15 protein-coding genes are annotated in these 14,014 nt (G+C 69.8%); 12 read left to right on the top strand and 3 right to left on the bottom strand.

Annotated features, from left to right (window positions below; translation table 11 throughout):
• Positions 1 to 28: 28 nt before the first annotated feature.
• From hemL to B3611_RS01270, 8 genes are read left to right on the top strand one after another with little or no spacing between them, the layout of a single operon-like run.
• Complete coding sequence (hemL, locus tag B3611_RS01305) at positions 29 to 1,354, top strand: glutamate-1-semialdehyde 2,1-aminomutase (protein WP_291313274.1); 1,326 nt, start codon at positions 29 to 31, stop codon at positions 1,352 to 1,354.
• Complete coding sequence (locus tag B3611_RS01300) at positions 1,351 to 1,962, top strand: histidine phosphatase family protein (RefSeq protein WP_291313273.1); 612 nt, start codon at positions 1,351 to 1,353, stop codon at positions 1,960 to 1,962. The genes hemL and B3611_RS01300 overlap by 4 nt, the downstream gene beginning before the upstream one ends.
• Positions 1,962 to 2,561: a TlpA disulfide reductase family protein gene (locus B3611_RS01295; protein ID WP_291313272.1), complete on the top strand. Its 600-nt coding sequence runs from the start codon at positions 1,962 to 1,964 to the stop codon at positions 2,559 to 2,561. The genes B3611_RS01300 and B3611_RS01295 overlap by 1 nt, the downstream gene beginning before the upstream one ends.
• The gene (locus B3611_RS01290) at positions 2,562 to 3,344 is read left to right on the top strand and encodes a cytochrome c biogenesis CcdA family protein (RefSeq protein WP_291313271.1); all 783 of its coding nucleotides are present in this window, start codon (positions 2,562 to 2,564) and stop codon (positions 3,342 to 3,344) included. It begins immediately after the preceding gene.
• Between the two features lie 54 nt (positions 3,345 to 3,398).
• A complete protein-coding gene (locus B3611_RS01285; RefSeq protein WP_291313270.1) occupies positions 3,399 to 5,036 on the top strand; it encodes a cytochrome c biogenesis protein ResB in 1,638 nt (545 codons plus the stop codon).
• Positions 5,037 to 5,094: 58 nt separating this feature from the next.
• Positions 5,095 to 6,138 carry a c-type cytochrome biogenesis protein CcsB gene (gene ccsB, locus B3611_RS01280; RefSeq protein WP_291313269.1) on the top strand — a complete coding sequence of 348 codons (1,044 nt, stop codon included), beginning with the start codon at positions 5,095 to 5,097 and terminating at the stop codon, positions 6,136 to 6,138.
• Positions 6,139 to 7,149 (top strand): UDP-glucose 4-epimerase GalE, encoded by a 1,011-nt coding sequence (galE, locus tag B3611_RS01275; protein WP_291313268.1) that lies wholly within the window; start codon positions 6,139 to 6,141, stop codon positions 7,147 to 7,149.
• 8 nt (positions 7,150 to 7,157) lie between these two features.
• Positions 7,158 to 7,406, top strand: coding sequence for a helix-turn-helix domain-containing protein (locus B3611_RS01270; RefSeq protein ID WP_291313267.1), 249 nt, complete (start codon positions 7,158 to 7,160; stop codon positions 7,404 to 7,406).
• Positions 7,407 to 7,431: 25 nt separating this feature from the next.
• Here the strand turns inward: B3611_RS01270 and B3611_RS01265 are convergent, their stop codons facing one another.
• Positions 7,432 to 7,731, bottom strand: coding sequence for a hypothetical protein (locus B3611_RS01265; protein WP_291313266.1), 300 nt, complete (start codon positions 7,729 to 7,731; stop codon positions 7,432 to 7,434).
• Between the two features lie 65 nt (positions 7,732 to 7,796).
• Here B3611_RS01265 and B3611_RS01260 point away from each other — a divergent pair, with 65 nt between their 5' ends.
• Entirely contained in the window at positions 7,797 to 8,141 is a 345-nt protein-coding gene (locus tag B3611_RS01260) for a DUF4229 domain-containing protein (RefSeq protein ID WP_291313265.1), read from the top strand.
• A 22-nt stretch (positions 8,142 to 8,163) separates the two neighbouring features.
• Here the strand turns inward: B3611_RS01260 and B3611_RS01255 are convergent, their stop codons facing one another.
• Positions 8,164 to 9,081 carry a 1,4-dihydroxy-2-naphthoate polyprenyltransferase gene (locus B3611_RS01255; protein ID WP_291313264.1) on the bottom strand — a complete coding sequence of 306 codons (918 nt, stop codon included), beginning with the start codon at positions 9,079 to 9,081 and terminating at the stop codon, positions 8,164 to 8,166.
• Between the two features lie 60 nt (positions 9,082 to 9,141).
• Between B3611_RS01255 and B3611_RS01250 the strand changes: the two genes are divergently transcribed.
• A complete protein-coding gene (locus B3611_RS01250; protein ID WP_291313263.1) occupies positions 9,142 to 10,002 on the top strand; it encodes a glycosyltransferase in 861 nt (286 codons plus the stop codon).
• Positions 9,995 to 11,314 (top strand): phytoene desaturase family protein, encoded by a 1,320-nt coding sequence (locus B3611_RS01245; RefSeq protein WP_291313262.1) that lies wholly within the window; start codon positions 9,995 to 9,997, stop codon positions 11,312 to 11,314. Before B3611_RS01250 ends, B3611_RS01245 begins: the two co-directional genes overlap by 8 nt.
• Here B3611_RS01245 and menE read toward each other — a convergent pair.
• Complete coding sequence (gene menE / locus B3611_RS01240; protein ID WP_291313344.1) at positions 11,235 to 12,314, bottom strand: o-succinylbenzoate--CoA ligase; 1,080 nt, start codon at positions 12,312 to 12,314, stop codon at positions 11,235 to 11,237. The genes B3611_RS01245 and menE overlap by 80 nt on opposite strands.
• Before the next feature lie 232 nt (positions 12,315 to 12,546).
• On the opposite strand from menE, the gene B3611_RS01235 reads away from it, so the two are divergent.
• The gene (locus tag B3611_RS01235) at positions 12,547 to 13,977 is read left to right on the top strand and encodes a PepSY-associated TM helix domain-containing protein (RefSeq protein ID WP_291313261.1); all 1,431 of its coding nucleotides are present in this window, start codon (positions 12,547 to 12,549) and stop codon (positions 13,975 to 13,977) included.
• Positions 13,978 to 14,014 lie beyond the last annotated feature (37 nt).

Genomic DNA, 14,014 nt, shown 5'->3' with positions numbered 1-14,014 from the left:
ACTTTCGGATGGCCTAAGATGGCTACCTATGACTGAGCATGTCCCCACCTCGCAGAACACCTCCCGTTCCGCCGAGCTCTTCGCCCGCGCCCAGCGACTCATCCCGGGCGGGGTCAACTCGCCCGTGCGCGCCTTCGGCTCTGTCGGGGGCCAGGCCCGCTTCATCGAGCGGGCCGAGGGCAGCACGCTTTACGACGTCGACGGCAACGCCTACGTCGACCTGGTCAATTCCTGGGGGCCGATGATCCACGGCAACGCCCGCCCGGAAATCGCCGAGGCGGTGGAGAAGGCCCTGAAGAACGGCCTGTCCTTCGGTGCCCCGACCGAGGCGGAGGTGGAGCTCGCCGAGATGATCATCGCGCGCACGTCCGTCGAGGAGGTGCGCATGGTCAACTCCGGCACCGAGGCCACCATGTCCGCGGTGCGCCTGGCGCGCGGTTTCACGGGCCGGCCGAAGATCGTCAAGTTCGACGGCTGCTACCACGGCCACGTCGACGCCCTGTTGGCCTCCGCCGGTTCGGGCCTGGCCACCTTCTCCCTGCCCGACTCGCCCGGCGTCACCGGCGCGCAGGCCGCCGACACCATCGTCGTGCCCTACAACGACCTCGATGCCGTGTCCGCTGCCTTCGCGGAGAACGAGGGTGAGATCGCCTGCATCATCGCCGAGGCAGCCTGCGGAAACATGGGCACCGTCGCGCCCCGCGAGGGGTTCAACGCCTCCCTGCGCGACATCGCGCACGCCAACGGGGCGCTGCTCATCCTCGACGAGGTGATGACGGGCTTCCGCACCTCCCACTCCGGCTGGTACGGGGTGGACCACGTCGTGGGCGATCTGACCACCTTCGGCAAGGTCGTCTCCGGGGGCCTGCCTGCGGCGGCCTTCGGAGGCCGCCGCGAGATCATGGAGAAGCTCGCGCCCACCGGGCCCGTCTATCAGGCGGGCACCCTCTCCGGCAACCCCGTGGCAATGGCCGCGGGCCGGGCCTCGCTGAGCCTCGCCGACGAGACGATCTACCCGGTGCTCACCCGCAACGCGGACACCTTGGGCGGGCTCATCCACGAGGCTCTGGCGCGCGAAGGGGTGGCGCACAACATCCAGCGCGCCTCCACCATGCTCTCCGTGCGCTTCGCCGAGGGCGAGGGCCGAAACTTCGACGACATGAAGGCCGCCGACACGTACCGCTACGCGCCCTTCTTCCACGCCCTGCTGGACAACGGCGTCTACGCCCCGCCGAGCGCCTTTGAGACGTGGTTCGTCTCCACCGCGCTCACCGACGACGACTTCGCCGCCATCGAGGGCGCGCTCGCGCCCGCCGCCCGCGCCGCGGCGGAGGCTACGGGGGAGACCAGGTGACCCGCACAACCGTCCACCTCGTCCGCCACGGCGAGGTGTTCAACCCGAGGAGGATCCTCTACGGCCGCATGCCCGGCTACCACCTCTCCTCCCGGGGGGAGTCCATGGCCGCGGTCACGGCGGCGTTCTTCGACGGGCGCGACGTGTCCTACCTCGCCGCGAGCCCGCTGGAGCGCGCCCAGGAAACGGCGCGGCCGATCGCCCGGGTGACCGGGCTGGACATCGACACGTGCGCGGACATCATCGAGGCCGGCAACACCTTCGAGGGCCTGCGCACCAAGGGGTGGCGCTCCCAGCTGTTCAACCCGGTGCGGTGGAGACACATGACCAACCCGGCTCGCCCCAGCTGGGGGGAGCCCTACGTGGACATCCTCGAGCGGATGATGCCCGCCGTGCGCACCGCCGCCGAGCGCGCCGCCGCGGCCGGGGGCAGCGAGGCCGTGCTGGTCAGCCACCAGTTGCCGATCGTCGTCGTGCAGCGCTACGTGCAGGGCAAGCCTCTGGCGCACGTGAGCCGGGAGTGCGACCTGGCCAGCGTCACGTCGCTTGTGCTCGACGGCGGCGTTGTTGTTGACTGGTCCTACAACCGACCCGCGAAGGACATCTGATGCGCTCTCGAACCGCCGCCCCGCTCGTGGGGGTGTCGCTCGCCGCCGGCCTGCTCGCCGGGTCACTGGCCGGGTGCTCCTCCGGTGACGACGGCGCGACGTTTTCCTTCCACTCCCCGGGCGGGCAGGTGGAGATCTTCTACGACGAGGCCGACCGCAAGCCCGTCAACGACGTGAGCGGCGAATCCCTCATGGAGCCCGGGAAGAACATCTCCCTGGCGGACTACGACGGCAAGATCGTCGTGCTCAACGCCTGGGGCCAGTGGTGCGCCCCGTGCCGCGCCGAGGTGGACGACCTCGAGGAGGCGCAGGAGAAGCTCGCCGCCTCGGGGGCGGGCACCGTGCTGGGCATCAACGTGCGCGACTACAACCCCCAGATCGCCAGGGACTTCGTGACCGACAACGGGGTGAGCTACCCGTCGATCTACGACCCGCCCTTCAAGGCGGCCGCCAGCCTGGGCGGGGTACCAAGCTCCGTCATCCCCACCACGGTGATCCTGGACAAGCAGCACCGCCCGGCGGCAGTGTTCCTCCGTGAGGTCACCGCCGCGGACATCCTCGGGGTGACCGACCGGCTGCAGCAGGAGGCCGCGTCCTAAATGGGGGAGGCGTTCTCCGATCTCGTCACGTCCGGCCCGCTCATCCTGGGGGCCCTGGCCGCGGCGCTGGCGGGCCTGGTGTCCTTCGCCTCGCCGTGCGTGATCCCCCTGGTGCCCGGCTACATGTCCTACCTCACCGGCATTGTCGGCGGCGAGATGGAGTTCGGCGAGGCGGGCCCGCGCGTGGGCCGGCGGCGGCAGGGGGCCGTCATCGGTGCGGCGGCGCTGTTCATCCTCGGGTTCACCGTGGTGTTCCTGCTGGCCACGGTGTCGGTCTTCGGGGCGATCAGCCTGATCTCGCTCAACGCCGACACACTCATGCGCGCCGGCGGCGTGGTGACCATCCTCATGGGCGTGGTCTTCCTGGGCCTGGTGCCCGTCCTGCAGCGCGACACCCGCATGCAGCCCCGGAAGTGGACCACCTGGATCGGTGCCCCGCTGCTCGGCGGGGTCTTCGCCCTCGGGTGGACGCCGTGCCTCGGCCCCACGCTCGCGGCCATCATTTCGGTGTCGGTGGGTTCGGAGGGGTTCACGGCGGCGCGGGGTATCGTCCTCGTCATCGCCTACTGCCTGGGCCTGGGGCTGCCGTTCCTGCTCATGGCTTTCGGCTCCGCCCGCGCGGTGGAGGGCATCGACTTCCTGCGCCGCCACTCGCGCACCATCCAGCTCATCGGCGGGGTGCTCATGATCTTCGTCGGCCTGCTGCTGGTCACGGGGGTGTGGAACCACTTCATCGGGTGGACGCGGCAGCTCACCGTGGGCTACGGTGCCACGCTGATCTGACCCGCAGCAACGACCTAACTCACTGGGAAGAACTTACTGGGAAGAAGGACCGCAATGCGCACTCTCACAAGGTGGCTGCGCGCCACGTGGCACTGGCTGACGAGCATGCGCACGGCCCTCGTGCTGCTGTTCCTGCTCGCGCTCGCCTCCATCCCGGGCGCGCTCCTGCCGCAGCGCTCCGTCAGCGCCACGCTGGTCGACGACTACATGAAGGCCAACCCGAGGCTCGGGCCGATCTACGACAAGCTCCAGCTTTTCGACGTCTTCGGCTCCACGTGGTTCGTCGCCATCGTCATGCTGCTGATGGTCTCCCTGGTCGGCTGCATCATCCCGCGTTCAATCGACCACTGGCGCGCCTACCGCGCCAAGCCGATCCGCGCGCCGCGCTACCTCAGCCGCATGCCCATGCACGCGGTGGGGGAGGTGGATGAGCCGCTGGAGGACGTCGACAAGCGGGTGCGCTCCGAGCTGAAGCGCTGGCACGTCGCGTCCTACTCCCCGGAGGAGGACCGCGCGGGCACGTACTCCATCGCCGCGGAGAAGGGGTACACGCGCGAGCTGATGAACCTGCTGTTCCACGTCGGCCTGGTGGGCATGATCGTGGCGTTCACGGCGGGCCGCATGGTGTTCTACGAGGGTCAGGTCATCGTGGTGACCAACTCGGAGTCCCGGTACGCGGTGCCGGTGGAGCAGTCGCGCGAGTTCTGCAACACCTCCCCGGCCAACTTCGACGTCTTCCGGGCGGGCCCGCTTTTCGACGGCACCGGGCTGACCCCCTTCTGCATCGACTCCCACAACTTCCGGGCGGACTACCTGAACACGGGGCAGGCGAACGGGTTCTCCTCCGACGTGTCCTACACGTCCGACCTTTCCGCGGACCGCTCCGCGTGGAAGGACACCACCATCAGGGTGAACCACCCGCTGCGCATCAACGGCGACCGCATCTATCTGCAGGGGCACGGCTTCGCCCCGCAGATCACCGTGACGTGGCCGGACGGGGAGACCCGCACACAGCTCGTGCAGTTCCGCCCCACCGACGTGCAGACCTTCCTCTCCTCCGGCGTGATGCGCTTTGACCCGCCGGCGGGCCTGTACCCGGATCTGGGGGACAGGAGGCAGAACCAGATCGCCGTCGAGGGCGTGTTCGCGCCAACGGCGAAGTGGACGGGGGCCAACGGAGACATGCTGCAGTCCAGCTTCCCCGCGATGAACGACCCGGCCATGGCCGTGGACATCTACGTGGGTGACGCCGGCTTGGACACCGGCCGGCCGCAGAACGTGTTCGTGCTGGACCAGTCGCTCATCGCGGAGGGGCAGCTGAAGAAGGTGGACAGGCTCAACCTCACCCCGGGCCAGGAGACCACCCTCGACGGCGGGGTGAAGGTGCGCTTCGACGGCGCCGCCGAGTACGCGAACTACCAGATCTCCCGCGACCCGACGCAGATCTGGACGCTCGCGACCACGGTGCTCATGCTCGGCTCCCTCATCGGCTCGCTGACCATCAAGCGCCGCCGCATCTGGGTGCGCCTCACCCCGACGGCGACCGGTACCAGCGTGGAGTTCGCCGGCCTCGCCCGCACCGACCGCGCCGGCTGGGGCTCCGAGTTCGACGAGATCGCGGACCGGATCCTCGGGCGTGTCACGGAGGCTGAGCGCGACGACCCGGACAACGAGGTGGACGAGCTCGGATAGGGGTGGCCTCCGGCGTGATGACCTTGGACGATGCCGGGGGCTGGGGTAAGTTAGCCGTATGCTTGTCAACTCCACCATGGCGGACCTGTCGGACCTGACGTTCCGGACCGCGTTCATCATCTACATCGTGGCGATGCTCATGTCGTGCATCTACTACGGCCGGATGTTCGGCGTCATCGACATGCGCCGCGAGCACGAGGCGGCGAGGAAGCGCGCGGCCAGCACCGCGAGCCAGAAGGTCGCTGTAGGCGCGGGCGGCGGATCCACCGTCGTCGACGTGTCGGGTGAGGGTGCGGCCCCGGAGGTCGTCTTCGACCAGGGGGAGTACGACCGCCGCGTCGCCGGGGCCCGCAAGTGGGCCGGGATGACGCAGGCCCTGATCTGGCTTGGTGTGCTCCTTCACATCGCCGCCGTGGTCACCCGCGGTTTCGGCGCGAGGCGCTTCCCGCTGGGCAACCTCTACGAGTACATCCTCATGATGACTGCCGTCATCATGGTCACCGCGGCAATCGTGATCCAGCGCCGCAAGTGGTACTCCGTCTACCCGTGGCTGCTCGCGCCAATGATCGTGGCGATGTACCTCAACTCCACCGTCTTCCACATGAAGGCCGCCCCGGTTGTGCCAGCGCTGCAGTCCTACTGGCTGCCGGTGCACGTCTCCTCCGTCTCGATCGGTGCCTCCATTGGCATGGTCTCGGGCATCTTCTCCATCCTCTACCTGCTGCGCATGTGGCAGCCGCGCGGGGAGGAGAGGGGCACCCTGGGCAAGCTGCTCAAGCCGCTGCCCGCCGCCAAGACGCTGGATCAGCTGGCCTACAAGACGGCCATCATCACCCTGCCGCTGTTCGGAGTCGGCATTACGCTCGGCGCCGTCTGGGCGGAGGTTGCCTGGGGCCGGTTCTGGGGCTGGGACGCGAAGGAGACCGTCTCCCTGATCACCTGGATCCTCTACGCCGCCTATCTCCACGCCCGCGCCACGGCCGGGTGGAAGAACGCCAAGGCCGCATGGATCAACGTATTCGCCCTTCTGGTCACCATCTTCAACATGACCTACGTCAACACCGTCATCGCCGGTCTCCATTCCTACGCGGGGCTGAACTAAATGAAGGTTCTCATCACCGGCGGTGCCGGCTACATCGGGTCCACAATCGCCTCCTGCTGTGAGGACGCGGGCATCACGCCCGTCATCCTTGACGACTACTCCACGGGTCTGCGCGTCTACGCGTCGCGCTACGCCCACTATGAGGGAGACATCGCCGACCGCGCGGTACTCAACCGCATCGCCGACGAGCACCCCGACCTCGATGCCGTGATCCACTGCGCCGCAAAGATCGTCGTGCCCGAGTCGGTGGAACAGCCGCTTGACTACTACGGCACGAACGTGGGCAAGGCCATCACGCTTGTCGACGCCCTCTCCGCCCGCGGAATCTCCAGATTCCTGTTCAGCTCCACGGCTGCGATGTACGAGCCGGACCCGGACTTCATGGTCAGCGAAACCAGCACCGTCGATCCGGGCAGCCCGTACGCGGCCTCCAAGTGGATGCTCGAGCGTGTCCTCGCCGATGCCGCGGCGGCGGGTCGCATCACCGCCACCACCCTGCGCTACTTCAACCCCATCGGTGCGGACCCGCAGATGCGCACCGGACTGCAGAATCCGGCCCCGAGCCACGCGCTGGGCAAGATGCTCACCGCCCACGCCACCGACGACGTCTTCACCGTCACCGGCGTCGACTGGCCCACCCGGGACGGATCCGGCCTGCGCGACTACATCCACGTCTGGGACCTCGGCCGCGCGCACGTTCTGGCGTTGCAGGCGACTCTCGCCCCGTACGAGGTGATCAACCTTGGCACCGGCACCGGGACAACCGTTTTCGAGCTGGCCGAGGCAGTGGGGGAGGTCACCGGGACGCCGCTGCGCGTGGAGGGTGCAGACCGGCGCGACGGGGATGTCGTGGGTGCCGCGGCGCGCATCGACAAGGCCCGCGAGCTCCTGGGGTGGCTGCCCGAGCTGAGCATCGCCGACGGTGTGCGCCACTCCATCGAGTGGTCCGAGAAGCTCCCGGAGGTGCTCCGCGGGGAGGAGCGCCTGCGGAGCGAGTCACGGGCCGGGTGAGCAGACCCGTGTCCGGACCGCGCAACAAGACGGGCAAGCCCGCCAGTGAGGACCCGTTGCTCCTCACGCTCGGCGAGCAGATCGCCCGCACCCGTCGGGAGGCGGGCCGGCTGCAGCAGGAGGTGGCGGATGCCGCCGGGGTGTCGCGCTCCACCCTGCACACCATCGAGCACGGTGGTGCCGGGGTTCGGTGGGAGAAGGTCGCGGCCGTCGCCTCGGCGCTCGGCCTGGGTATCGTGTTCGAGCCGCGCCAGTAGTGGCTCCGGGGAGCGGTGGTGTCCGCTAACGGGGCGCGTCCGTCCCGCCGTCGAGACGCTTCTTGCGCTCCTCCTCCTCGCGGCGGCGCCTCTCCGCCTCCTCGCGGGCGCGACGCTCCTTGAAGCGGTTTTTCTCGATGGTCCAGAGGAATTCCTCGTCGTCGTCCGGGCCCTTGATCGAGCGGCTCGGACCAGCGGGGTCCACCCGGGTGCTGCCGCCCATGCCGCGCAGGTTGCCGTAGCGTTCGCTGCTGCCCGGGCCGAAGGCGCGCCACATCAGGTAGACGGCGAGAATGACCAGCAGAACCAGCAGTATTCTTCCCATGCGTTCCAAGATAGTGGGTGGGGCTCGCACGGTGGTTCGGAATCGTCGTGAGTAGGGTGTGCAGTGTGAACGAGCACAACACCACCGCCGGAGAAGATCGCGCCCACGTGGGCGCGCCCACCCTCGACCCCCGCGCGCGCTCCCGCGCGAACCGGGCGGCGGCCGTCTACGGCCTCTACAGGCTCCTCTTGTTTATCGTGCTCACGGCGGCCATCCAGGCCGTGGCCATGCTGATCAAGGCCCCCGTGCCACTGATCATGTCGGCCCTGCTCGCCCTCATCGTCGCCTTTCCGGTGTCCATGCTGCTGTTCAAGAAGCAGCGCCTCGAGGCCAACTACGCGATGGCGCAGTGGCGCCAGCAGCGCAACGCCCGCAAGGACTGGATCCGCGGGGAGCTCGCAGGGCGTTAGGCGGGTTTTCCCGGCTGGTCCGCTAGAGGAACGGGTAGGGCATGACCTGCCAGAACCCCCACGCCAGGGCCAGCGCGGTGATGATTGACCACGCCAGCATGGTCCGGCCGTTAAGCCCGAGTACCGGGATGAGCTCCGGGCCCTGCGCGCCGCGGGTGACCTTCAGGATGGAGGCAACCGCCAGCGGCAGCGGTGCGAGGCCGAACAGCGCGGGCAGGAACACCACCCCGAGCAGGATGGACACCGCGAAAGGGGCCAGGGTGAGCACCGCGAAGAGGCGGCGGGAGCGGGCGTCGCCGAGCAGGACGGCCAGCGTGCGCTTGCCCGCGCCGACATCGGTGGGGATGTCGCGGATATTGTTGGCCAGGTTCACCGAGGCTGAGATGGCGCCGATGGCCACCGCACACAGCGCGCCGATTCCGGTGACGCGGCCGGACTGGGTGTATTCGGTGCCGAGCACCGCCACCAGGCCGAAGAAGACAAAGACGGCGGCTTCACCGAAGCCGGCGTAACCGTAGGGGTTCTTGCCCCCCGTGTAGAACCACGCCGCGGTAATGCAACCGGCACCCACGATGACGAGCCACACTGCCCCGGCCGCGACGGAGAGGAGGACACCGAACAGAGCGGCCACCGCGAAGGAGATGAACGCCGCCAGCTTCACGTGCTCGGGTGCCGCGAGGCGCGACGCGGTCAACCGGGTCGGCCCGGTGCGGTCCTCGTCGGTGCCGCGGATGCCGTCCGAGTAGTCGTTGGCGTAGTTGACACCGACGATGAGTGCCCACGCCACCACGAGCGCCAGGAGCGCCCTGCCGAGGTGCGCCCCGCCGGTGAAGGCCGCCGCGCCCGTGCCCGCGATGACGGGTGCAAAGGCGTTTGGCCAGGTGTGGGGGCGGGCGGCCTCCCACCAGTCGCGGGGGGTGGCGGGGAAAGCTTCGGTCATGCGTTCCATCATGCCTGCAATGTCGTGTCCGGGCGAGTCACCCCGCTAAAGTTGGCGTGCATGTGGGTCGACTATGCCGTGCGCCAAGCAGTGAACTCGTTGGGCGCCTTCACGCGTGCTCCACGGCTGCGCATCGCCGCGCGCCAGTCGCCGCACGAATTCCCCCGCAGGGGCTCGACCGTGGTGTCGCTGACCACCCACGGCAAGCGGTTGAAGTCCGCCGTGGTGGCCATCTCCTCCCTGCTCGTCGGCACGCGCCGGGTGCCGGTCCACCTCTGGCTCGATGCCGCGGACTACGACGGGCCCTGGCCGAAGGGGCTGCACGCCCTGGTGGACCGCGGCCTCATCGTCCACCGCTCCGACGGGATGTACGGGCCCCACACGAAGTACTACGGAACGTTCCAGCTCTATGCGGGCACGGGCACGCGCGTGGTCACCATCGACGACGACATGATCTACCCGCGCTGGTTCCTGGAAAAGCTGCTCAACTCCGCGGACGCCGACCCGGGCTGCGTCGTCGCCTACCGTGCCCACGAGATGGTGCTCTACGCCGGCTCGATCGCGCCGTACCGCCAGTGGAAGGCCGTCTACGACACCGAGCCCTCGGCCCTCCACTTCGCCACCGGGGTGTCCGGGGTGTCCTATCCGCCGTCCATGGTCGACTATGTGGCCGCCCAGGGAACGGGTTTCACCGAGCACGCGCCCTTCGCCGACGATGTCTGGCTCAACGCGTGTGCGCTGCGCTCCGGCCACCTCGTGCGCCAGGTGTTCCCGCACCCGCGCGAGTTCTCCATGGTCCCCGGTTCGCAGACCGTCGCCCTCGTGCGCGGCAACCTGAGGGGCGGCAACGACGAGCAGATCTCCCGCACCTACACCCGCGAGGACGAGGAGAAGCTGCTGCGCGGGGCCACGCTTGCCTGAGGCCGTCATCGTCGGGGCCGGCCCGAACGGTCTGGCGGCCGCCGTCGAGCTCGCCGAGGCGGGGTGGGGTGTGCGCGTGCTGGAGCGCGGGAACTCCATCGGCGGGCACTGCCGCTCCGCCGAGCTGTTCCCCGGCACCGTGAGTGATCTGGGCGCCGCCGCGTTCCCCTTCGGTGCGGCCACGCTTGAGGCGCAGTGGCTCCGCGCCCCGCGGCCGGTCGCGCACCCGCTCGGCGAGACCGCCGCGCTTATCGACGACCTCGGTGCCGACCAGGCGGCCTGGGACCGCCTCCACGCCCCCGTCGCCCGGGACATCGACGCCCACCTGGAGAACATCCTCGGGCCCACGTTGTGGCGCATCCCGCCGCACCCGGTGGCGATGGCGCGCTTCGGCGCGCGCGGGATCCTGTCCGCCACGGCACTGGGTTCGCTGGCGTTGCGCACCGAATCGGCGAGGGCCCTGCTGGTGGGCAACGCCGTGCACTCGCTCACCCCGCCGGACGCGCCCCTGACCGGGGCGTTTGGCGTGCTCTTCGGGGCGCTGGCGGCCTCGAAGGGGTGGCCGGTGGTCGCCGGGGGCAGTGGCGGGGTCGTCGAGAAGCTCGCGGCGCGCGCGGAGGCGGCCGGCGCGGTGCTCGAGACCGGGGTGGAGGTGCGAGCCATCCCGCGCGCGGACGCGGTGGTCCTGAACATGGCGCCATGGGACGCGCGGCGCCTCGGGGCGCGCACGAGGCCGTGGCGCCAGGGCCCCGGGGTGTTCAAGGTGGACTGGTTGCTGCGCGGGCCCGTGCCGTGGCGCGACCCGCGGGTCGGGGAGGCCGGAACCGTCCACGTCGGCGGCACGGCGGCGGAGATCGCCCATGCCGAGAGGCAGGTGGCGCGGGGGATGATGCCCAACCGTCCCTTCGTCATGGTGTGCCAGCAGTACGCGGCGGACCCGTCGCGCGGACCGGTGCTGTGGACCTACGCGCACGTCCCGCGCGGTTACCGCGGGGACGCGACGGCGCACATCGCGCGGCAGATCGAGCGGTTCGCGCCGGGCTTCGGCGCCGCGGTGGAGAGCGTCCACGTGACCGGTTACATCCCCGACATCGCCGCGGGGGAGATGAACCTGCGCCAGCTCGTCTTCCGCCACCCGCGCAAGCTCGGGGACAACGTGTGGCTGGCTGGGGGCGCGAATGCCCCCGGGGCCGGGGTGCACGGGATGGCCGGGGTGTGGGCGGCCCGGGAAATCATCGGGCAAACAGCTCGCGCACGGCGGCGCGGTCGACCTTTCCGGGCCCGAGGAGGGGAAGGGCGGGCACGGGGGTGACCTCCTTCGGGATCTGCCAGCGCGGCAGGTCGTCGAAGGCCTCCATCAGGGCCGCGACCGGAGCGGAGCCCGTGTAGGCGGCGCAGATGCGCTGGCCGAAGCGTTCGTCGGCAACACCGACGACGCTGGCGGCGGTGACCCCCTCGATGCCGAGCATGAAACTCTCCAGGACTTCGGGGTGGAGCTTCATTCCGCCGGTGACGATGACGTTGTCGAGACGGCCGTGGACGGTGAGGGTGCCGTCGGCGAGTGAGCCCGCGTCCGAGGTGGCGAACCACCCGGGCTCGGCGAAGGCGGCGTCACCGGGGAGGTTCCGGTAACCGCGGGCGACCATGGGCCCACCGAGGTGGATGCGCCCGTCGCGGATGCGCACCTGGGCTCCGGCGATGGGGTGGCCGTCGTAGACGCAACCGCCGGAGGTTTCGGAGGAGCCGTAGGTGGTCACAACGTTGATGCGCAGCTTGCGCGCGGATTCCAGCAGGCGGGGGTTGGTGGCTGCGCCGCCGACGAGCACGGCGGTGAAACTGCGCAGTGCCTCGATCCCCTGCAGGGAGGAGGTGGCCTTGCCCAGCTGGAGCGGGGTCAGGGCGGTGTAGCAGCGCTCACCGGTGGAGACGAGGGTGCGGGTCTTCTCGGCGAGCTCAGCGACGTTGAAACCCCGGGAAAGATCGAGGAACTCGGGCTCGACGCCCGCGACCATGCTGCGCACCAGGACCTGGAGGCCCGCGATGTACGCGGCGGGCATGGCCAGCAGCCACTGCCCCTCGCCGCCGAGATACTGGTGGGTGGCGTCGGCGCTGGAGATGAGGTTTGCGGCGGTCAGCTGGGCGCCCTTGGGTGTTCCGGTGGAGCCGGAGGTGGCCACCACGAGGGCGATGCCGCCGTCGATCGGCTGCCCCGGGTGCTGGGTGTTGCGCAGCAGGTTGGCGCGCGTTGCGTCGTTGGCCGGGACTGGCAGAAGGGCGCGGCGGCCGGTGAGCGCCTCCTCGAGCGCGGGCATGACGGCCAGCGGGTTCGCCGGATCGACGGGCAGGACTTCGAGGAGGGCGGGCGCGGTGTCGGACACGGGGAACAAGCGTAGCGGTCCGGTCCCGCCGGCCCGGGGGTGGCCCACCCGGGGTGTGACGTGGGTTCTTTAACGGTACGTCGCGGTAGCGCCACCCCCGCGGGAACCAGGGGGGCCGGGGCCTCGACTAGTTAGGGTCACTGTCCATCAACCGAAAGTTTGACCCATGACCTCATCCGCGCCCCGGCGCAGCGGGTTGCCGTCCTTCGTGCGCAGAATCCACTTCTACGCAGGCATGTTCGTCGCCCCCTTCATCCTCATCGCCGCACTGAGCGGTGCGCTCTACGCCGTCGCGCCGACGCTGGAGAACATCGTCTACCACGACACTCTCCACGTCGCTGACCAGTCCACCGACGTCTCCCTCGCCGAGCAGGTCGAGACGGCCCACGCCACCCACCCCGGCATGGGCATCGCGCAGGTGTGGCCCGCCGCGACGGGCACCGACACCTCGCGCGTGCTGCTCATCGACGAGTCGATCGCCGCCAACAAGGAACTGCGCAGCGTCTTCGTAAACCCGCACACCGGGGAGGTCACGGGCGACGAGCCGAGCTACTCCGGCCTTGGCGAGCTGCCGCTGCGGCACTGGATCTCGGCGCTGCACAAGAGCCTGCACCTCGGCGAGCCGGGGGAGATGTACTCCGAGCTCGCCGCCAGCTGGCTGTGGGTCGTGTCCCTCGGCGGGCTCTACCTGTGGTGGAGGATGGCCGGGCGGCGCGTCTTCGCGGGCCTGACCAGACGTACCGGACGGCGCCGCGGGGTGCTCAACCTCCACGGGGTTGCCGGAACCTGGCTGCTGGTGGGCATGCTCGCGCTCTCTGTCACGGGTATCACCTGGTCGATGTACGGCGGAGCGAATGTCAACCGCACCGTCGACGCGCTGGGCATGAAGGCGAAGCCCATTGAGACCGCGCTCGTCTCCGACGCCCCCTCGGCAGGCGGCTCGGAGCACGCCGAACATTCGGGCCACTCCGGGCACTCCGGACACGGCCCCGCGCCGCTGAGCGCCGGGGACATCGCGGGCCAGGCGCAGACGGTCCTGGACGCAGCCCGCACTGAGGGCCTCACCGGTCCGGTGCGTCTCCTCGTTCCGGAAGACAGTGCCCACGCCTGGCAGGCCAGCGAGCGGTGGGTGCCGTGGCGCTACACCTCGGACGCGGTGAGCGTGAACGGGACGACCGGTGAGGTCGTCGACACGCTGCCGTTCCGCGACCTGCCCGTGTTCTCCAAGCTCACCTCGTGGGGCATCTACCTGCACATGGGCATCATGTTCGGCCTGCCGCTGCAGATCGCGCTTTTGGCGGTCGCCCTGGGCATCTGCGCGATGGTTGTTCTGGGCTACATGATGTGGTGGCGCCGTCGCCCCACCAAGAACGCCGCCGCCGGCGTTCCCGGCTGCAACCATCTGACGGGCGCGGACTGGGCCGCCATCGCGGTCTTCGGCCTCGCGGTGGGGTTGTTCCTGCCGCTGTTCGGCGTGAGCTTCGCGGCCATGGTGGTGGCGGACCGCCTCCTCGCCGCCCGGGCCCGGCGCGCCACCCCCGTGGAGCAGGGCGAGGAGGACGAGGTGGGCACCGCGCCGGCCCCCGTTCGGGCATAAACGCCCCAGTCTTAACGCACCGGCCCGGGGCACACCC

The organism is Corynebacterium sp. UBA2622 (assembly GCF_002339505.1).
Classification (GTDB): Bacteria; Actinomycetota; Actinomycetes; order Mycobacteriales; family Mycobacteriaceae; genus Corynebacterium.
This window is presented reverse-complemented; position numbering and strand designations above follow the sequence as displayed.